19 protein-coding genes are annotated in these 19232 nt (G+C 70.9%); 11 read left to right on the top strand and 8 right to left on the bottom strand.

Annotated elements, in window-relative coordinates; genetic code table 11:
• Positions 1-14: 14 nt before the first annotated feature.
• From ACXIZN_RS14655 to ACXIZN_RS14645, 3 genes are read right to left on the bottom strand one after another with little or no spacing between them, the layout of a single operon-like run.
• Positions 15-1190 (bottom strand): 4-hydroxybenzoate 3-monooxygenase, encoded by a 1176-nt coding sequence (locus ACXIZN_RS14655; protein ID WP_457955015.1) that lies wholly within the window; start codon positions 1188-1190, stop codon positions 15-17.
• A 32-nt stretch (positions 1191-1222) separates the two neighbouring features.
• On the bottom strand, positions 1223-1993 hold the full coding sequence (locus tag ACXIZN_RS14650; RefSeq protein ID WP_457955014.1) for an IclR family transcriptional regulator: 771 nt from the start codon (positions 1991-1993) through the stop codon (positions 1223-1225).
• 12 nt (positions 1994-2005) lie between these two features.
• Positions 2006-3244 (bottom strand): ArsB/NhaD family transporter, encoded by a 1239-nt coding sequence (locus tag ACXIZN_RS14645; RefSeq protein WP_457955012.1) that lies wholly within the window; start codon positions 3242-3244, stop codon positions 2006-2008.
• Positions 3245-3315: 71 nt separating this feature from the next.
• Between ACXIZN_RS14645 and ACXIZN_RS14640 the strand changes: the two genes are divergently transcribed.
• Entirely contained in the window at positions 3316-4539 is a 1224-nt protein-coding gene (locus ACXIZN_RS14640; RefSeq protein ID WP_457955011.1) for an FAD-binding protein, read from the top strand.
• On the opposite strand, the gene ACXIZN_RS14635 is transcribed toward ACXIZN_RS14640, so the two are convergent.
• Positions 4536-4886, bottom strand: a complete 351-nt coding sequence (locus tag ACXIZN_RS14635; RefSeq protein ID WP_457955010.1) for a hypothetical protein — start codon at positions 4884-4886, stop codon at positions 4536-4538. The two genes, ACXIZN_RS14640 and ACXIZN_RS14635, sit on opposite strands and share 4 nt — an antisense overlap.
• A gap of 111 nt (positions 4887-4997) precedes the next feature.
• Here ACXIZN_RS14635 and ACXIZN_RS14630 point away from each other — a divergent pair, with 111 nt between their 5' ends.
• Complete coding sequence (locus tag ACXIZN_RS14630; protein WP_457955008.1) at positions 4998-6167, top strand: aminotransferase-like domain-containing protein; 1170 nt, start codon at positions 4998-5000, stop codon at positions 6165-6167.
• A 187-nt stretch (positions 6168-6354) separates the two neighbouring features.
• Here the strand turns inward: ACXIZN_RS14630 and ACXIZN_RS14625 are convergent, their stop codons facing one another.
• Positions 6355-7245 carry an alpha/beta fold hydrolase gene (locus ACXIZN_RS14625; RefSeq protein WP_457955006.1) on the bottom strand — a complete coding sequence of 297 codons (891 nt, stop codon included), beginning with the start codon at positions 7243-7245 and terminating at the stop codon, positions 6355-6357.
• A 93-nt stretch (positions 7246-7338) separates the two neighbouring features.
• On the opposite strand from ACXIZN_RS14625, the gene ACXIZN_RS14620 reads away from it, so the two are divergent.
• The gene (locus ACXIZN_RS14620) at positions 7339-7947 is read left to right on the top strand and encodes a TetR/AcrR family transcriptional regulator (RefSeq protein ID WP_457955004.1); all 609 of its coding nucleotides are present in this window, start codon (positions 7339-7341) and stop codon (positions 7945-7947) included.
• Here the strand turns inward: ACXIZN_RS14620 and ACXIZN_RS14615 are convergent.
• Positions 7944-8648, bottom strand: coding sequence for a FadR/GntR family transcriptional regulator (locus ACXIZN_RS14615; protein WP_457955002.1), 705 nt, complete (start codon positions 8646-8648; stop codon positions 7944-7946). The two genes, ACXIZN_RS14620 and ACXIZN_RS14615, sit on opposite strands and share 4 nt — an antisense overlap.
• Positions 8649-8793: 145 nt before the next feature.
• Here ACXIZN_RS14615 and ACXIZN_RS14610 point away from each other — a divergent pair, with 145 nt between their 5' ends.
• From ACXIZN_RS14610 to ACXIZN_RS14595, 4 genes are read left to right on the top strand one after another with little or no spacing between them, the layout of a single operon-like run.
• Entirely contained in the window at positions 8794-10071 is a 1278-nt protein-coding gene (locus ACXIZN_RS14610) for an SLC13 family permease (RefSeq protein WP_457955001.1), read from the top strand.
• Between the two features lie 11 nt (positions 10072-10082).
• Positions 10083-11498 (top strand): acyl-CoA synthetase, encoded by a 1416-nt coding sequence (locus ACXIZN_RS14605; protein WP_457955000.1) that lies wholly within the window; start codon positions 10083-10085, stop codon positions 11496-11498.
• Complete coding sequence (locus ACXIZN_RS14600; RefSeq protein ID WP_457954999.1) at positions 11491-12747, top strand: carboxyl transferase domain-containing protein; 1257 nt, start codon at positions 11491-11493, stop codon at positions 12745-12747. Before ACXIZN_RS14605 ends, ACXIZN_RS14600 begins: the two co-directional genes overlap by 8 nt.
• 10 nt (positions 12748-12757) lie before the next feature.
• Positions 12758-13582 (top strand): SGNH/GDSL hydrolase family protein, encoded by an 825-nt coding sequence (locus ACXIZN_RS14595; RefSeq protein WP_457954997.1) that lies wholly within the window; start codon positions 12758-12760, stop codon positions 13580-13582.
• Between the two features lie 255 nt (positions 13583-13837).
• On the opposite strand, the gene ACXIZN_RS14590 is transcribed toward ACXIZN_RS14595, so the two are convergent.
• On the bottom strand, positions 13838-14764 hold the full coding sequence (locus tag ACXIZN_RS14590; RefSeq protein WP_457954996.1) for a helix-turn-helix domain-containing protein: 927 nt from the start codon (positions 14762-14764) through the stop codon (positions 13838-13840).
• A 99-nt stretch (positions 14765-14863) separates the two neighbouring features.
• On the opposite strand from ACXIZN_RS14590, the gene ACXIZN_RS14585 reads away from it, so the two are divergent.
• Complete coding sequence (locus ACXIZN_RS14585) at positions 14864-15865, top strand: saccharopine dehydrogenase family protein (protein WP_457954995.1); 1002 nt, start codon at positions 14864-14866, stop codon at positions 15863-15865.
• Here ACXIZN_RS14585 and ACXIZN_RS14580 read toward each other — a convergent pair.
• On the bottom strand, positions 15855-16355 hold the full coding sequence (locus ACXIZN_RS14580; RefSeq protein WP_457954994.1) for a D-alanyl-D-alanine carboxypeptidase: 501 nt from the start codon (positions 16353-16355) through the stop codon (positions 15855-15857). The two genes, ACXIZN_RS14585 and ACXIZN_RS14580, sit on opposite strands and share 11 nt — an antisense overlap.
• A gap of 154 nt (positions 16356-16509) precedes the next feature.
• Here ACXIZN_RS14580 and ACXIZN_RS14575 point away from each other — a divergent pair, with 154 nt between their 5' ends.
• The 3 genes from ACXIZN_RS14575 to ACXIZN_RS14565 are packed head-to-tail and all read left to right on the top strand — an operon-like array spanning position 16510 to position 19105.
• Positions 16510-17244: a response regulator transcription factor gene (locus ACXIZN_RS14575; protein ID WP_126732224.1), complete on the top strand. Its 735-nt coding sequence runs from the start codon at positions 16510-16512 to the stop codon at positions 17242-17244.
• On the top strand, positions 17241-18647 hold the full coding sequence (locus tag ACXIZN_RS14570) for an ATP-binding protein (protein ID WP_457954993.1): 1407 nt from the start codon (positions 17241-17243) through the stop codon (positions 18645-18647). The genes ACXIZN_RS14575 and ACXIZN_RS14570 overlap by 4 nt, the downstream gene beginning before the upstream one ends.
• The gene (locus tag ACXIZN_RS14565; protein WP_457954992.1) at positions 18644-19105 is read left to right on the top strand and encodes a GerMN domain-containing protein; all 462 of its coding nucleotides are present in this window, start codon (positions 18644-18646) and stop codon (positions 19103-19105) included. Before ACXIZN_RS14570 ends, ACXIZN_RS14565 begins: the two co-directional genes overlap by 4 nt.
• Positions 19106-19232 lie beyond the last annotated feature (127 nt).

The following is a 19232-nucleotide window of genomic DNA, read 5'->3' as shown; positions in this document are numbered from 1 at the left end:
CCGTCCTAAGCAACTCAGAAGCCGATGGGCAAACCCGCGTAGTTCTCCGCCAGACCCGCCCGTCCCGCCTCACTCCGCGCCAGCCATCGCAGCTGCGAAAGCTGCAACTGCCGGTCGAACGGGTCGCCGGATTGGTGCAGCATCGTCGTCATCCACCACGAGAAGTGCGTACACCGCCAGACCCGGCGCAGCGCGGTGTCGGAGTAGGCGTCGGCGAGCGCGAAGTCCTTGTCCCCCACCGAAGCGGCCAGGGCGGGGGCGAGGAGGGCGACGTCGGCGACGGCGAGGTTGAGCCCCTTCGCGCCGGTGGGCGGCACGATATGGGCGGCGTCGCCGGCGAGGAACAGCCGGCCGTGCCGCATGGGCTGCTGCACGAAACTGCGCATGGGCAGCACGCTCTTGTCGGTGATCGGCCCCGGCGTGAGGGTCCAGCCATGCTGGCCGTGGCCGAGCCGCGCCGCGAGCGCTTCCCAGATCCGGTCGTCGGACCAGTCGCCGATGTCGGTGCCATTGGGCACCTGGAGATAGAGCCTGCTGACGGTCGCAGAGCGCATCGAATGCATGGCGAAACCGTCGGGATGCCACGCGTAGATGAGCTCGTCGGTCGACGGGGCGACGTCGGCGAGCACCCCGAGCCACGAGTACGGGTAGGTGCGTTCCCAAGTCTGCTTGGCGGCGTCGGGGATCGCGGTGCGGCAAGGACCGAAGGAGCCGTCGCAGCCGGCGACGACGTCGGCGTCCAGCCGCTGTTGTACGCCGTCCGCGTCGGTGAAAGTGACGTAGGGCCGCTCGGTCTCGATGTCGTGTACGGCGGTGTCGGTGACTTCGTAGTGGATCTGCTGCCCGGCCGCCGCGCGCGCCTTGCCGAGGTCCTTCGTCACCTCGGTCTGGCCGTACACGGTGACGCTTCGGCCCACCAGGTCCACGAAGTCGAGGTGGTGGCGTTCCTCGGGCCATTGCAGGTAGATACCGCGGTGCTCGTCGCCTTCGCGGTCGAGCCGCTCACCCAGTCCCGTCTCGCGTAGGAGGTCCACTGTGGACTGTTCGAGGATGCCCGCCCGGATCCGCGCTTCGACGTACTCGCGCGAGCGGGTCTCGACGATCACCGATTCGACCCCCGCGAGATCGAGCAGATGCGACAGGAGCAGTCCGGCGGGTCCGGCGCCGACGATGGCGACTGGGGTGCGCATGACCGGAGTCTGGTCGCCCGTCGGCCGGACCGCTAGCGGTCGCTTCCACTCAGTGAAATCCGCAGGCTCCGGCCGATACCGGCGGCCGCGACCTGGAGCGCGGAGATCAGCCGGGCCCGGCCCCGGCTCAGATCGGGAACGACCAGGCCGAGCGCAGCGACGACGTCGCCGCCCGACGGCCGGATCGGGACGGCGACCGAGCAGGCGCCCCGGCTCATTTCTTCGACGGTCTGCGCGTAGCCCTCCCGCCGGACGCGGCGCAACTGTTCGCGCAGGCGGCCGGGCTGCGTGATGGTGTACGGCGTCACGCGGGTCAGCGAGGCGAGCACTCGCCGCTGAACGTCTTCCGGTGCCCAGGCCAGCAGGACCTTCCCGATCCCGGTGGCGTGCAGCGGCAGGCGTCCGCCGATCCGGCTGACCACCGGCACGGACGCGTTCCCGGAGAGCCGGTCGAGGTAGAGCACCTGGTCGCCGTCACGCTCGCCGAGATGCACCGTGGCGCCGGTCGCGCCGTAGAGATCCTGGAGGAAGGGTGCGGCGACCTGCCGCAGTTCGAACTGGACGGGCGCGAGCAGCCCGAGGTCCCAGAGCCGTCTGCCGACGGCGTACCGGTCCTCGCGCCGCTCCAGCGCGCCCAGGCCCACGAGTTCGCGGGCGAGCCGGTGCGCGGTGGGCAGTGGCAGGCCGGCCCGCTGCGAGAGTTCGGTCAGCGAAAGCTCACGATGGTCGACGTCGAAGGCGCCGAGCAGCGCGAACGCCCGCGACGTGACGCTGGCGCCGGGTGTCGACAGGTTCCCGGGCATCCGCCCATCTTCTCACTGAGTGGAAGTCAGGGCGAGCCCGAGCCACAGCCCTCCGACTGCGAGCACGATGGACGCCGGGACGGTGAGCAGCCCGAGCCGGGTGAACTCGCCCAGCTCCGGCCGGGTGTCGTGCCGGTGCAGGATGCGCCGCCACAACAGCGTGGCCAGCGAGCCGACGTAGGTGAGGTTCGGCCCGAGGTTGACCCCGATCAGCACGGCCAGCACCACCGGTGTCCCGCCGGCGGCGGCGAGCGGCAGCAGTACCAGCACGGCGGGCAGGTTGTTGATCAGGTTGGCGAGGACGGCCGCCACCGCGGCGGCGCCGAGCAGGGCGGGGAACGAGGTGGAAGTCGGCACCAGGTGGCTCAGCGCCTCGTCCAGCCCGTTGTCGACGACGGCGCGGACCACGATCGCCAGCGCGAGCACGAAAGCGACGAAAGGGATGCTCGCCGACCGCACGATCGCGGCGGGAGAGGTCCGCCGCCGCACGAGGGCACGGCAGGCCAGGACCGCGGCACCCGCGAACGCGGCCCACGCGGGGCTGACGTCGAGCAGCGACGTGACCACGAATCCGGCCAGCGTCAGGCCGAGCACGACGAGGACGAACGACGGCACTTTCCCGGCCGGGACCGCTTTCCCGCCCCGCGGCCGGGCCGCCAGGTCGGCGGCGAAGAACCGCCGGAACACCAGGTATTCGGTGAGCACCGCCGCGAGCCAGGGCAACGTCATCAGCGCGGTGAACCGCAGGAACGAGATGCCGGTCGCGGCGACGGCGAGCAGATTGGTCAGATTGGACACCGGCAGCAGCAGCGAGGCCGAGTTCGCCAGATGCGTACACGCGTAGGCGTGCGGTTTGGCCCGCGCGCCCATCCGCGCGGCGGTGGCGAACACGACCGGGGTCAGCAGGACAACGGTGGCGTCCAGGCTGAGCACCACGGTGACCGCCGCGGCGACGACGAACACCGCGGGCAGCAGCCGTCGCGGCCGTCCCCGGCTGAACCGCGCCATGAGCGTCCCGGCCGCCTGGAACAGTCCCTCGTCGTCGCACAGTTTGGCCAGGACGAGCACCGCGGCGAGGAAGCCGGCGACCGGGGCGAGCCTGGTCACCTCGTCGAGGGCGTCGGGGAACGAGATCGCTCCCGTCACCAGGACGATCGCCGCCGCGGGGACGGCGGCGACCGCCTCCGGGAGACCGCGTGGCCGGATCACCGCGAAGGCCAGGACGAGCAGCAAGAGCGCGATGGACACCATCTCGCCGGGAATGCCTGTCAGGGCGGACCTCCTCCGGATGAAGCCGACGTCGGCAATCTAGGCTGGGCCTGGTGCGAGAGACGAACTGGGCGGGAAATCAGACCTTCTCCGCGGAGCGGATCCTCCGGCCACGCACGATCGGGGAGGCGCAGGAGGCCGTCGCCGGGTCGAGCGCGGTCAAGGCGCTGGGCACAAGGCACTGTTTCAACGACATCGCGGACAGTCCGGGTGGCGTCCTGCTCGATCTGTCCGCGCTCGACGTGGAAGCCGGCCTCGACACGGAGTCGGCGACGGTCACGGTGCCCGCGGCGGCCCGCTACGGCGACATCGCCGTCCAGGTGCACGCGGCCGGGTTCGCGCTGGCCAACCTCGCCTCACTGCCGCACTGCACGGTGGCGGGCACCGTCGCGACGGCGACCCACGGCTCCGGGCGGCGCAACCAAAGCCTGGCCTCGGCGGTGTCCGGTTTGGAGCTGGTGACCGCCGACGGCGAGCTGAAGACGTTCTCCCGGCACGACGGCGTGGTCGTCGGCCTCGGCGCGCTGGGGGTGGTGACCCGGCTGACCCTCGACCTGGTGCCGTCGTTCGACCTCCGGCAGGACGTCTTCGACGGCCTGGCGTGGGAAGCGGTGTACGAGCACTTCGACGAGATCCAGGACGCCGGGTACAGCGTCAGCCTGTTCACGAACTGGGCCCGCGACGAGGTCGACCAGATCTGGGTCAAAGGACCGGGACAGCCGGGCGAGGATTTCTTCGGCGCGACGGCGGCGGACGGGCCACGGCATCCGGCCCACGCGGCGGGCATCCCGGCGGACAACTGCACGCGGCAGCTCGGCGTCACCGGACCGTGGCACGAACGGATCCCGCATTTCCGCCTGGACTTCACGCCCAGCATCGGGAACGAACTCCAGACCGAGTACTTCGTGCCCATCCGGCACGCCGTCGAGGCGATGGAGGCGATGCGCGGACTCGGGCACCGGCTGGCACCCGTCCTGCTCACTTCGGAGATCCGCACGGTCGCGGGCGACGACCTGTGGCTCAGCCCGTTCCACGGTGGCGACCGGCTGGCGCTGCACTTCACCTGGCTGCCGGACGAACAGGCGGTCCGCGAGCTGCTGCCCGTGATGGAGGAACGGCTCGCCCCGTTCGACGTCCGGCCGCACTGGGGGAAGCTCTTCCACCGCGCGGCGGAGTACCCGAAGCTGGCCGATTTCCGGGCGCTCGCCGACGAACTGGACCCGGACGGCAAGTTCCGGAACCCGTTCGCCCGGCGGCACGTGTTCGGGGAGAGCTAGTCCGATTGCGACCACGCCGCGACGGGAAGGGAGAGGTACACACCGACGTCGTCGATCCCGGTCGCGGCCTCGATACTCGTGCGCAGCAGGTCCACCCGCTCCTGGCGGTTGTCCGCCCGGCTCGGGAACCACTTCGACCGGACCTCGACCAGGAGGTCGAGGCCGAAGCGGTCGAACGGTCCCGGTGCGCGGAAACGCAGTTCCACGTCCCCTGGCTGGAGGTCGCCGTCGTAGGGCTCCTCAGGGCATTCCACGGCGACGGACACGAGATGCGGCAGAACCGAGCCGAGCTCACGCAGCTTGGCTTCGGGAAGATGGGGCGCGTAGGTGATTTCCACGAGAGGCACGGCACAAGCCTAGGGGTGGGCGAAACTGCTATCGTGGCGGCAGTTGCTTGCTCGCGCGGGAAGATCCCCGGCTGCTGCACTGGAGCCGCACGTTTCTCCCGAGGAGCCTTCATGTCTCTTCCCCTCGCCCGTCGTATGGACGGCGTCACCAGTTCTCCCGTGCGCGACCTGCTCGCGCTCACCGCCCGTCCGGGCGTGATCTCGTTCGCCGGTGGCATGCCCGCGCCGGAACTGTTCGATGTGGACGGCCTTCGCGCCGCCTTCGACCGAGCACTCGCCGACAGGTCCGCGTTGCAGTATTCGCCCACCGAAGGGAATCCGCGGCTGCGCGAGCTTCTCGCGCGGCGCCTGTGCGGGCGCGGGCTCGCGACCACTGTGGACGATCTGCTGATCACCACGGGTTCACAGCAGGGCCTGCAACTGCTGAGCACCGCGTTGCTCGATCCCGGAGTCACCGTGCTGGTCGAGGAACCGGTGTACCTGTCGGCGCTGCAATGCTTCCAGCTCGCCGGGGCGCGCGTCGTCCCCGTCCCCGGCGACGCGGAGGGGATCGACCCGGCCGCGCTGGACGAGATCGCGGCCAGGGAACGGCCTGCGCTGCTGTACCTCGTCCCGACGTTCTCGAATCCGTCCGGGCGCACGATCGGCCCGGCGCGACGGCGTGCGCTCGCGGAAGTGATCGCCCGTCACGGGTTCTGGCTAGTAGAGGACGATCCGTACCACGAGCTGCGATATCGCGGCGAACGCGAGGAACCGTTGTCGGCCCGTCCGGAACTCGCCGGGCGCACGATCTATCTCGGCAGCTTCTCGAAGGTGATCGCCCCGGGGATGCGGCTGGGCTGGTTCCGCGCGCCGGCGGACCTCCTGCGCCGCGTCACGATCCTCAAGCAGGCGACCGATCTGCACAGTTCGACCGTCGACCAGGCGGCCGCGGCCGAGTATCTGGCCGTCGCGGATCTCGACGCACACGTGCGGAAGCTGTGCGCCACGTACCGCGTGCGCCGCGACGCGATGCTGGCCGAGCTGCCTGCGATCACCCCGTCCGGGACGACGTGGACCGACCCGGACGGCGGGATGTTCGTCTGGGTCACGCTTCCCGGCGGCGCGGACACGGACCGGTTGCTTCCCGAGGCGCTGCGGCAGGACGTCGCCTTCGTGCCCGGCTCGGCGTTCCAGGTGGGGGAGCCGGACCGGTCGGCGTTGCGGCTGTCGTTCGCGACGCACGCGCCGGAGACGATCGCCGAGGGTTTGCGGCGGCTGGGCAAAGCCCTTTCGCAGTGAGGTAAGCGTCGTCCGGGTCTCGTACCGGCCCGGGCGCGAGGGCGATTCGGGTTGGAACCAACCGTGTCTCAAGGGACGACACGCGTGATCAGACGGACGACACGCGGCGGGCCGGCCGCGGGCGTGTGTCGTCCGTCTGGTCACGTGTGTCGTCCGGCGGATCACGAGAGGCGGCCCCGCCTGCCTCTCAAAGAAACTGCCGCGCCCATTCGGTGATCACGGCGGCCGTCTTCGCCGGCTGGTCCTCTGCCGTGTACGCGTAACTGTCGGGAATGGTCTTCAAGGGCGCGTCCAGTCGTTCGGCGAACCGCTGGGCGTTGGCGAGCGGGAACACGCGATCCTCGGCGGCCCAGGCCAGCAGGATCGGTTTGCCGAACCCGGCCGCGAGGTGGGCGGCCGCCTCGCGGCTGTACCGCGCCGACACGCTGCCGATGGCCTTGCGGCCGTCGTGGCGGATCGCCGGATCGGTCAGCACCGGGCCGATGTAGCTCTCCATGGCCCGTGCGTCGACGGGGTACTTGGCCAGCCACCCGTAGGTGTTGCGCCAGCGCCAGGTGCGGCGGATCCGCAACGCCTGATAGAGCGCCCGGTAGGTCGCGGGATGGGCGGCGGTCGCTTTGAGGAGCCCGAAACCGCCGGGGTCGGGCGGCCACGAGCATTCCGGGGTTTCGCAACTGTTGAGGACCAGGCGCGCGATGCGGTCGGGATACGTCGCGGCGGCGATCTGGCTGTAGGCGCCGCCGGAGTCGTTGCCGATCAGGGTGACGTCGGTCAGGTCGAGCGCGTCGAGGAACTGCGCGATCACGGCGGCCATCCCGGGCGGCGTCAGGTCGGTGTCGCGGCGCATTGGGTTCAGATGAGCACCGAGCGGCCAATCCGGCGTGACACAACGGAAAACGGGGGAGAGCAGCGGGACGAGCGCGCGCCAGAGGTTCGCGTTCACCAGGTAGCCGTGAACGAAGACGAGCGGCGGCCCGGTCCCGCTCTCGTGGTAGCGCAAGGTTCCCGAGGGGAGTTCGGCCTCCTTCGCGGCACCGAGGCGGGGATCCCGCCAGCCGGTGCCCGCCCAGTTCGTCATGCCCGCCGCCTTTCGCCGGGAGAGTTCTTGCAACCGTTGCAAGAACTGTAGCGTGGTTTTTGCAACGGTTACAAGAACTGCTAAGCTCCCAGGGTGGACCCGCGCAAGGAACGGACGATCGCCGCGCTGCTGCGTGCCGCCGATGAGGTCTTTCGGGAACGTCCGGCCGACGACGTCACGGTCGAGGAGATCGCCGAGCGGGCGAAGGTCTCGGTGGGCTCCCTCTACAACCACTTCGGCTCGAAGGCGGGCCTGCACGCGGCGGTGGTGGAGCGCGCGCTCCAGGCGGATCGCGAGTACATGGACCGCGCCTACGTCCCCGGTCGCAAGCCGATCGAGCAGATCTACGCCGCGGCCGACGAGTACCTGGCGTTCTATCTGGCCAACCCCGACTACTTCCGGATGCTGGCGTTTCCCCGCGAGCCCGGCGGTTACGCGGCGGGGCACGAACTCGCGGAACGGCTCGCCCGGTCGGTCGCCGAGCAGAACGCGCGGCTCGTGCGCGCCGTGCGTGAAGGGGTGGAGGCCGGCGATCTGCGGGACGTCGACCCGGAAGAGACCGCGACCGTGCTGTGGGCGGCGTGGAACGGGATCATCAGCCTCGGCTGGCGACCGGACGCCTTGCGCCGCGACGAAGAACAGCTGCGCGCCCTGCTCGCCGCGGCGACCGGGATCGCCGCGAACGGCTTGCTGAAGCGCTAGTCGGCCTGCGGGTCCCAGGTCAGCAGCCGGACTTTGCTGACGGTCTGGACGTGCCGCCGCATCGCGTTCGCGGCCGCCTTCGGGTCGCCGTTCCGGATGGCCTCGGCGATGTTGTGATGCTGGCTCAGTGAACGCCACGGCCTGCCAGGCTGCCGCAAGGACTCGTTGCGGCTTTCCGCGATCTGCGTGTCGATCGACCGCATGAATTCGGCGAGGATGGCGTTGTTCGCGGCGGCGGTGATCGCTTCGTGGAAGCGGCGATCACCTTCGGCGCCGTGCCCACCCTCCTCGATCTCGGTCTTCATGTACTCCAGTGCCGCGTCGATGGCGGCGAGATCCGCGTCGGATCGTCGCGACGCGGCCAGCTCCGCGAGCTTGGTCTCCATCGCCTCGCGGGCTTCGAGTACTTCCGGAAGCCGCTTGCGGCGGGCGACCAGTTCGTCGACCGGTTCGACGTCGAGGTGATCGTTGCGCAGGTAGGTGCCCCCGCCGTGCCGGGACTCGAGCAGGCCCTGCACCTCGAGCACGACGATCGCCTGCTTGACCGACGCGCGGCTGACCCCGAGCCGCTCGGCGAGCTCGCGTTCGCTGGGGAGTTTGTCGCCCGCGTGCAGGCCGGACTCCTCGACGTGCGCCTTGATCCGCTCGACGACCTGCTCGTAGAGCTTCGCCCGGTTCAACCGGCTCAACGCCTCCGGCACTCGGTCCCCTCCCACGACTGGACAAGTGGCTTAGCCAATTTACCACTCATGGCTTGACAGGGGGTCGACATCACAGGGAAGGTGGCTCAGCCACTAGTCCACTCGGCCACTCGCCAAGGGGCTCCCGCCGTCAAGGAGGACGGTCATGTCCGCCCAGCTGATCTCGATCCTCGTTCTCGTGGTGATCTTCGCGCTCGCCACGACCCGCTCGATCAACATGGGGGCGCTCGCCTTCGCCGGTGCGTTCCTCGTCGGCACCCTCGCCGGTGGCCTGGACACCGACGGCATCTTCGCCGGATTCCCCGGTGACATCTTCGTGGTGCTGGTGGGCGTCACCTATCTGTTCGCCATCGCCAGGGCCAACGGCACCACCGACTGGCTGGTCGCCGCGGCCGTGCGCCTGGTCGGCGGCCGGATCGCGCTGATCCCGTGGGTGATGTTCGTGGTCACCGGCGCGCTGACCGCGATCGGTGCGGTGAGCCCGGCGGCCTGCGCGATCGTCGCGCCGATCGCGCTCGGTTTCGCCGCCCGCTACAAGATCAGCCCGCTGCTCATGGGCGCGATGGTGGTGCACGGCGCGCAGGGCGGCGGGTTCTCGCCGATCAGCGTCTACGGCTCGATCGTCAACGGCATCGTCGAGCGCAACCACATCGCGGGCAGCCCCGTGGTGCTGTTCCTCGCGAGCCTCGGCATGAACCTCGCCATCGCGGGCGTCCTGTTCGTCGTCCTCGGCGGGACCAAGCTACGTCGCCGCCAGCTCGTGACGGCGGGCGCCGTCGGCGCGGAGACCGAGGAGGAACCGCTGCCGCACGAACAGCGGATTCCCTTGGACGGACCCAAGATCGTGACGCTGACCGGCCTGGTCGCGCTCGTGGTCGGCACCCTCGTGTTCGACCTCGACCCGGGCCTGACCGCGATCACCGTCGCCGTCCTGCTGAGCGTCGCGTGGCCCAAGACCAGCCGCTCCGCCGTCTCCGAGATCACCTGGCCGACCGTGCTGCTGATCTGCGGTGTACTGACCTACGTGGCGGTGCTGAAGGAGATCGGCACCATCGACTACGTCGGCAACGCGGTCACCACCGTCGGGATCCCGCTGCTCGCGGCGCTTCTGCTCTGCTACATCGGCGGTGTCGTGTCCGCCTTCGCGTCGTCGGTCGGGCTGATGGGCGCGCTCATCCCGCTCGCCGTGCCGTTCCTGGCGCAGGGCACGATCGGGCCGGTCGGCATGATCGCCGCCCTCGCGGTCTCGGCGACGATGGTGGACGTCAGCCCCTTCTCCACCAACGGCGCGCTCGTCCTCGCCAACGCGAAGGACGTCGACCGCGACAAGTTCTTCAAACAGCTTCTGGTCTACGGGGCGCTCGTGGTGGCCGTCGTGCCGCTGGTCGCCTGGCTCGTGTTCGTCGTGCCCAACTGGGGCTGAGGAGGAGATCCATGCTGTCCGGACTGACTGCCGGGAACGAGCGCGTCGCCCTGCGGTTCGGCGACGAATCCCTGACCTACGGCGAACTCGCGCGCGTCGCGGGACCGCTCGCCGCCAGGCTGGCCGGGCGCCCGCGCGTCGCGGTGTGGGCGACACCGACGCTGCGGACCTGTGTCGCGATCGTCGCCGCGCTGACCGCCGGCGTCCCCGTGGTGCCGATCAACCCGAAGGCCGGATCACGCGAACTGGCGCATATCGTCGCCGACAGCGTGCCGGACCTGGTGCTGGCCGCACCGGACGCGGAGCTGCCGCCGGAAATCGATGTGCTGCCACGGGTCCCGGTCGAGCTGGACACCTCGGGCACGCCGTGGCGAGGCGGGGAACCGGATCCGGAGAGCCCGGCGTTCGTCATCTACACCTCGGGCACCACCGGTCCGCCGAAGGGCGTCCTCCTCCCGCGCCGGGCGGTGGCGTCGAATCTCGACGCGCTCGCCGAGATCTGGGACTGGACCGGCGCCGACGTCCTCGTGCACGCCCTTCCGCTCTTCCACGTGCACGGCCTGATCCTGGGCGTGGTCGGCCCGCTGCGCCGGGGCGGTTCGCTGCACCACCTCGGCCGGTTCTCGACCGAAGCGGCCGCGAAGGAGCTCGCCGGCGCGGGCACGATGCTCTTCGGTGTCCCGACGATGTACCACCGGCTCGCCGCCGACTGCGAGGCCGACCCCGCGCTGGCCGCCGGAGTGGGCGCGGCGCGGCTGCTGGTCTCGGGTTCGGCGGCCCTGCCCGCGACCGACCACGAGCGGATCACCGCCGCGACCGGGCAGCGGGTCGTCGAGCGCTATGGCATGACCGAAACGCTGATGAACTGCGGAGTCCGTGCCACGGGGGACCGGCGGCCCGGTGCGGTCGGCCCGCCGGTGCCCGGCGTCGAACTGCGGATCGTCGACGACGAGGGACAACCGCTCTCCGGCGAGTCCGTCGGGGAGATCGAGGTCCGCGGCCCGAACCTGTTCCTCGGCTACCTGAACCGGCCGGACGCCACGGAAGCCGCGCTGCACGACGGATGGTTCAAGACCGGCGACATGGCGATCCGCGATCCGGACGGCTACGTGCGCATCGTCGGCCGCCGGGCCACCGACCTGATCAAGAGCGGCGGCTACAAGGTCGGCGCGGGCGAGATCGAAAACGCGCTCCTGGAACATCCGGGGGTCGCGGAGGCTGCCGTCACCGGGGAGCCGGACGAAGACCTCGGCGAGCGCATCGTGGCCTGGATCGTCCCCGCCGGGGACAGGCCATCGCCGGGCGCACTCGCCGACCACGTCGCCGGTCTGCTGTCCCCGCACAAGCGGCCGCGGGTCGTGCACTACCTGGAAGCGTTGCCGCGCAACGAGATGGGCAAGGTCCTCAAGCGGGCTCTCCATGACTGACCCGCTGGGCTGGGACGGTTACGCCGCTTCCCTGGCACACGCCAGGGAACGCACGGGCACGGACGAGTCGGTGGTCTGGGAGCGCGCGAAGATCGGCGGCCAAGAGGTCGTGGTGATCCGCTTCGAGTTCGGCTTCCTCGGCGGTTCGGTCGGGACCGGCACCGGCGCGCTCATCGAGCGGGCGCTCGACGAGGCGCGCTCACACCGGCTGCCCGTCGTCTCGCTGCTGTCCACGGGCGGGACCCGGATGCAGGAGGGCGTTCCCGCGCTGCGGCAGCTGCAGCGGATCGCGCGTGGTCTGGCACTGCTACGCGAAGAGCGGCTGCCGCACATCACCGTCGCGCGACACCCCACCACCGGCGGGGTGTGGGCGTCTCTCGGCGCCGACGCCGACGTCGTGCTCGCCGTCCCCGGTGCTCAAGTGGGGTTCGCCGGACGCCGGGTGCGGCCGGAGCGGTACGCCGACGATCCCGCGTACACGGCGGAAAGCCAGTACGCGGCCGGATATGTCGACGAACTCGTGGCCGAGGACGCGATCGCCGACCGGCTGGAGGTCTGGCTCGGGCTGCTGACCGGTGCTTCCCGGAACCGCCCGGCGGATCTGCCCCGCGCGCTCGGCGCCCTCGACTCCGCGGCCGACGGCTGGCAAGCCGTCCAGCGCGCGCGGTCGGCGGACCGGCCCCGCGCGGACGCCTACCTCGACGACTACTTCGACACCCGCGTCACCCTCCGGGGCGGTGCCGACGACGGAATTCTTTGCGGGTTCGGAGTCAGGGGCGGGCGGCCGATCGCTTTCGCGGCGCAGAACGGGACCGCCACCACGCCCGGCGGTTTCCGGACGGCGACCCGGCTGATCCGCCTCGCCGGCAGGCTGGGGCTGCCGGTGCTGACCCTCGTCGACACCCCGGGCGCGGCCGCCGATCCAGCCGCGGAAACGGCCGGGGCGGGGAACGCCATCGCCGAACTGTTCGGCGCGATCGCGGCGGCGGAGGTGCCGGTCACGACTCTCGTCATCGGGGAAGGAGGCTCGGGCGGCGCGCTCGCCCTCTGCTCGGCGGACCGGATCTGGCTCACCCCGGACGCCTGTTTCTCCGTCATCGCCCCGGAACTGGCGGCCGGGATCCTCAAACGGGATCCTGAAGAGATCCCCGCCCTCGCCGACGCGCTGAGGCCACGTCCCGAAGATCTGCTCGCCCTCGGTGTCATCGACGGCATCGCGGGACCGGAACCGGTCACCTTCCTGAGATAAGGGGTTCGACATGTTCAAGCGGATGTCCGTCGCGGTGCTCGCCGCGGTCACGCTCGGTCTCCTGGTCACGCCGCCCGGCCAAGCCGCCGGGGCCGCCCGCTACGTCGCCATGGGCAGTTCCTTCGCCGCGGGGCCGGGAATCCCGCCGCAGCAGCCCGGAACCCCCGCGGCCTGCGGACGTTCGACGAAGAACTACTCGACTCTCGTGGCCGCGGAACGCGGATTCGCCCTCACCGACGTCACCTGCAGTGGCGCGACCACGGCGAACATCCTCACCTCGGGGCAGGCAGGCCAGCCGCCGCAGATCGAGGCCGTCACCCGGGACACCCGGCTCGTCACGGTCACCATCGGCGGCAACGACGTCGGCTACGTCGGGAGCTTGTTCACCTACGGCTGTCAGAACACCGGCGGCGCGAACTGCGGCCAGGTCGACCAGAACGCCGTCCGCGCGGCGCTGAGCACGGTGCACGAGAAGATCGGCGCCGTCATCGCGGAGGTCCACCGGCGCGCGCCGCGGGCGCGGGTGCTGGTCGTCGACTACCTGACGATCGTGCCGCGCACGGCGCCCGCCTGCGACGGCGTTCCCCTCACCCCGGAGCAGCTGGTCTTCGAACGCGAGGTCGCGGACCGGCTCGCGGCGGCGACCCGGCGGGCGGCCCGCGCCGAACGGGCCACCCTGGTCCCGGCGGCCGCGATCAGCGCGGACCACGACGCCTGTGCCACCGTCCCGTGGATGGAGCGGTACGTGGCCGCGCCGGGACGCGTGCCGTACCACCCGAACGAGGCCGGGATGGCGGCCGTCGCGGACCTGGTCACGGCGCGGCTGCACTCCTGAGAGGCGCGGGGCGGTCCGACCGTGTCGCGAAAGCCACTTTCGGGACATCACACGTCGCGAAAGTGGCTTTCGCGACACGCCTCGATGATGAGCACGCGGCCCGGCGGACCATGGCGCTGTGAAGTTTCTCCGCTGAACGCCATGAACGGGCCGTTCCTGGCAAAGCTTCGCAAGGAACGNCCCCCCCCCCCCCCCCCCCCCCCCCCCCCCCCCCCCCCCCCCCCCCCCCCCCCCCCCCCGGCCCGCCGCTTGGCCTTACCGACCGACAGCCGCGCGGAAAGTACGGCGGTAGCTGTCCGGCGGCACCCCGACCGTGCGGTTGAAGTGCCGCCGCAGCGTCGCGGCGGTGCCCATCCCGGTGGCCTCCGCGATCAGGTCGACGCTGTCGTCGGTCCGCTCCAGTAGTTCCTGTGCGCGGCGGATGCGCTGGGTCAGCAGCCAGCGCAGCGGGGTCGTCCCGGTCGCCGACCGGAAGTGCCGCGCCAGATTGCGTGAACTCATGTTCGCGTGCCGGGCGAGGTCCTCGACGGTCAGCGGCCGGTCGAGCCGTTCGGTGACCCAGGGGAGCAGGCCGCCGAGCGGGTGGTCGTCCTGATCTGGCACCGGTGCGGTGACGAACTGCGCCTGCCCGCCCGCGCGGTGCGGCGGGACGACGAGACGGCGGGCGATGGTGTTCGCGACCGCCGAACCGTGGTCGGACCGGACCAGATGCAGGCACAGGTCCATCGCGGCGGCCTTGCCCGCGGAGGTGAGCACGCTGCCGTTGTCGACGTAGAGGACGTCCGGATCGACCTCCACCGAGGGAAACCGGGCGGCGAGGACGTCGGTGTGCGCCCAATGCGTCGTCGCCCGGCGGCCGTCGAGCAGCCCGGCGGCCGCCAGCACGAACGCGCCCGTGCACAGGGACGCCACCCGCGCGCCCCCTTCGTGGGCGGCGCGCACGGCCTCGACCAGCTCCGGCGGCGGATCGACGTCGATGTCCGCCCAGCCGGGGACGATGACGGTGCCGGCGCGCTTCAACTCGTCGAGCCCGTGGTCCGGTTCGAGCAGGAACCGTCCGACCTTGACCGCTTTCGAGCCGTAGACACCGAATTCGTACAGGCCGGTGTCGAAGACCTCGTGGGCGATGGACAGCTCGAACTGCAGCATCCCGTTCGTGGCGGCGAGGGCGACCGTACTCATGTCCGAAAGTGTACGCATGATGGCGTTCCGGACACTGTCGATCGGCCGGATCGGCCGACAGGATGGTCCACAGTGGATCGACCGAGGGCAGGAGAAACCATGGGTACGTACGACGTCGCGGTGTTCGGGGCCTACGGGCACACCGGGCGGTTCGTGGTGGCGGAGTTGCGCGAACGCGGATTCGGCGTGCTGGCCGTGGGACGCGACGAGGCGAAACTGCGCGGCCTGCCTTGGGCCGATCTCGATGTCCGGCAGGCATCGGTCGACGACCCGGCTTCGCTCGACCGCGCGTTCGCGGGTGCGGACGCGGTGATCAACGCCGCCGGGCCGTTCGCCGACACCGCCGCTCCGGTGATCGAAGCGGCGCTGCGGGCGGGTGTCCCGTACCTCGACGTGGCCGCGGAACTCGAAGCGAACATCGACACCTTCGCTCAGTTCGGCGAGCGCGCCGCGGGAGCGACGGTGATCCCGGCGATGGCGTTTTTCGGAGGCCTCGGCGACCTGATGGTCACCGCCGCGATGGGGGACTGGACGTCCGCCGACGAAGCACACGTCGCCTACGGGCTGAGCAGCTGGCATCCGACGGAAGGGACCCGCGCGGCGGGCAAGGTCTCGCGGGAGCGGCGCGACGGAAAGCGGATCCGCTTCGCGCGCGGCCGGATCGAACACCGTGACGACGCGCTGCCGGAGCTGGACTGGGACTTCCCCGCGCCGCTCGGGACCCGCGCCGTGCTCGGCGAGTTCACGATGGCCGACGTCGTCACCGTCCCCAGTCACCTCGACATTCCCGAAGTGACCACGTACATGACCGTGGACGCGGCCCGCGAGGTCGTGACACCCGAGACGCCCGCGCCTCCCGCCGACGGCCCTTCCTCGCAGGAGTTCATGGTCGACGTCGTGGTGCGATCCGGCGGCGAAGAACGACGGATCGTCGCGCGGGGGCGGGACATCTACGCGATCACCGCACCGCTGGTGGTGGAGGCCGCCCAGCGCGTGCTCGACGGCCGGACCAAGGCGACCGGGGTCGTTTCGGCGGGCGAGATCTTCGACGCGGCCGACTTCCTGGCGGCACTGGCGCCCCGGATCACCGTCACCGGGTGACACCTTCCCGCCAGCCCGGATGCGGCAACCGGGCCGGCGGAACCTCCCCGGGCCGGTACTCGAAATGCCACCACTCGTTGTCGTAGATCCGGTAGAGCGCGAAGCGGGCGCCGTGGTCCTCCAGCCACTGCGCGCCTTCGCGCGGCCGGACATCCAGCGCGGTACCGCTGACGTGCGCGGAATCCTGGGGTGGCAGGACGCGCTTCCGCCCGGCCTCCGCGAGATAGAGCCGATGCTGCTCGGCGGCGTCCCGATGTCCCGAGGTGACGCCGAGGAGCGTGCGGTGCCGCCAGAACGCCTCGGTCCTGGCTGCGGTGAACGCGGCGAGCGTTCCCGCGGTGAGCCCGGTGAGGTTTTCGGCGGGGAACCGCAATGACAGTGCCCAGCCGCAGGCGATCCGCCGGGCCTGGCCGGGGGACCGCAGCCACGCCGGGATCAGCAGCAGCACCGCGAGGACGCGGGTGATCGCCGCGAGCACGAGTTCTTTCATGGTGTCGACATTCGCTGACGCCTGTGCGAACCCGATCGCGGCGACGTGCGCGGACGCCGACGAAAATGTCACCGTTCCGCACGGAGGACGTCGTGACGCAACGATGACATTCCGTGGACGTTCCGCGGAAACGGAACGGGCACCATGGCGTGTCATGGACGAGCGGATTCCGTCCGGCGCTGCGATAGTCGTCGGCATGCCCAGGGTGCTGCTCATCGAGGACGATCAAGCCGTGCGTGACGGGCTCAGCATGGCGCTGGGCGGCCGTGGCCACGCGGTCGACGCGGTGGCCACCGGCGAGGAAGGCCTCGCCCGGCTCGCGTCCCGGCCGCCGGACATCGTCGTACTGGACCTGATGCTGCCCGGACTGGACGGGTTCGAGGTCTGCCGCCGGATCCGGGCGGCGGGGGATCTGCCGATCATCATGCTCACCGCGCGCAACGAGGACATCGACGTGGTGGCCGGCCTCGCCGCCGGCGCGGACGACTACGTGGTCAAACCCGCCAGGGCCCAGGTGCTGGAGGCACGGATCCGCGCGGTGCTGCGCCGCAGCGGGCAGCCCGCGCCGTCGGTGCCCACGCCTGCCGAGATCGAGCGGCACGGCGACCTCGGCATCGACCGGGCCGGGCTGACCGTGACCAAAGCGGACAAGCCCGTCGCCCTCGCCCCGACCGAACTGCGGCTCCTGCTCGAACTCACGCAGGTACCCGGCCGGGTGCTCAGCCGTCAGTATTTGCTGGAAAGCGTGTGGGAGCACGGATACTTCGGCGACTCGCGCGTCGTGGACGCCTGCGTGCAGCGGCTGCGCGCGAAGATCGAGGACGACTCGTCCGCGCCGGTGTACGTGCAGACGGTCCGCGGGTTCGGCTACCGCTTCGGGCCACTGTGAAGCTCGGCGGTCTGCGCACCCGGCTGCTCCTGGCGTTCAGCCTGCTGGTCGTGATCACCGCGGCGACGGTCGCCGGCGGCGCCTACGTCCAGTCCCGCACCGTGATCCTCAAGCAGGCGCAGGACGCCACGGCCCGCGTCCTGGTCGACAAGGCCACCGCGCTGTTCCCGCTCGGCCCGCTGCCGCCGGGCGAGGGGACGCTGAGCCGGATCAGCGGCGAGCTGTCCGACCGTGACCTGAGCTCCCTGGTCCTGTACGAGGACAAGGCGAGCGGGAGCGAGCAGATGCGGTCGCTGATCTCGCCCGAGCTTCGGGAACGAGTCCGGTCGGGAAACCTCGCCTGGCAAAGAGTCGACTCCCGGGGCGCGCCGATGCTGGTGGTGGGCACCAGGTTCACCGTCGTGCTTCCCGGTGGGCAGCAACGGGATTCGGGCATCGAGGCCTACGTCGCGCGCAGCATGGCGCCGGAGGCGAAGAGCATCGACGAACTCGCCACCCGGGCCTGGCTGATCGGTGGCGTGGCGCTCGTCTTCGCGATCGGGCTGGCGTTGCTGGCCGCCCGCGGTGTGCTGCGGCCGGTGCGGGAACTGGGCGACGCGGCGCGGCGGCTGGGTGAGGGGGATCTGCGGGCGCGGATCAGCGTCCGCGGTTCGGACGAGCTGGCCGGGGTGGCGCGCACCTTCAACGAGACGGCCGAATCGCTGGAGCGGCACGTCGGCGAGCTGGAGCGGATGGAATCCGACGCGCGGCGGTTCGTCGCCGACGTCTCCCACGAACTGCGCACCCCCCTCGCCGCGATGACCGCGGTCGCGGACGTGCTGGAGCTGGAGGCGTCGAAGCTGCCGGGGGACGCCGGTCGCGCGGCGAAGATGAGTATCGAGGAGACACACAACCTGACGCGGCTGGTGAACGACCTCATCGAGGTCTCCCGATTCGACGCTGGGGCAGCCGCCCTGGCGCGGGAGGAAGTCGATGTCGCCGAGGTGGTCACGGCGAGCCTGCGCATCCGGGGCTGGACGGGCGAGGTGGAGAAAGACCTGCCCGCCGGGATCTTCGCCGAGTGGGATCCGAGGCGGGTGGACGTCATCGTGGCGAATCTGGTCGGGAACGCGTTGCGGCACGGGGAAAAGCCGGTCTCGCTCCGGCTTACCGAAGCAGGGGAGGAGATCACGCTGGAGGTCTCGGATCGCGGGCCCGGGCTGGCGCCCGAGGTGCTCCCGCACGTGTTCGACCGGTTCTACAAGGCGGATTCGGCCAGGGCGAGGTCCGGCGGCAGCGGACTCGGGCTGGCGATCGCCTGGGAGAACGCCCGGCTGCACGGCGGAACCTTGAGCGCGGCCAACGGCGTCGACGGCGGTGCGGTGTTCACGCTGCGCCTGCCCCGGCTGGGAGTGACGGCATGAGGAAGAACCGGCTTTCTGCTCTGCTTGTCGTTTTCGTGGTCGCGGGCTGCGGCGTCCGGCCCAGCGCCGTGATCTCCGGGGCGCCCGCGCCGTCGGGGCCCGCCAACGGCGCGGTGCTCTACTTCCTGTCCGGCGGGCAACCGGTCCGCGTGTTGCGCCCGCTGGCGCAGGAACTGCCGCCGGCGAGCCCCGTCGATCTGCTCGCCGCCGGACCGGACGAAAGCGAGCGGGAACGGCAGTACACCACGGAAGTCCCGCCCGGCACCGCGGTACTGGACCAGACGCCGGCGCCGAACGGGGTCACGGTGACCCTCTCGGTCGGCGTCGCCGGGTTGTCGGCGCGGGCGGTGGACCAGATCGTGTGCACCGCGCGGGATTCGCTCGGCGGGAGCGCGCAGATCACGTTGCGGGGTGAGGGAACCGCGCGTGGTCCGCTGTCGTGTCCCTTGCCCGGCTAGGCGATCACGCGTGTTCGGACACGTAACTCGCGTGCTTGGAGGCGTAACTCGCGTGATCAGGCTCCGCACACTCGAGTTACGCCTCCAATCACGCGAGTTACGTCTTCGCCTGGGGCCCAGTCACACG

The organism is Amycolatopsis sp. TRM77291 (assembly GCF_054166285.1).
Note: the sequence above shows the minus strand (reverse complement) of the source record. Positions and strands in the feature narration are given on the sequence as shown.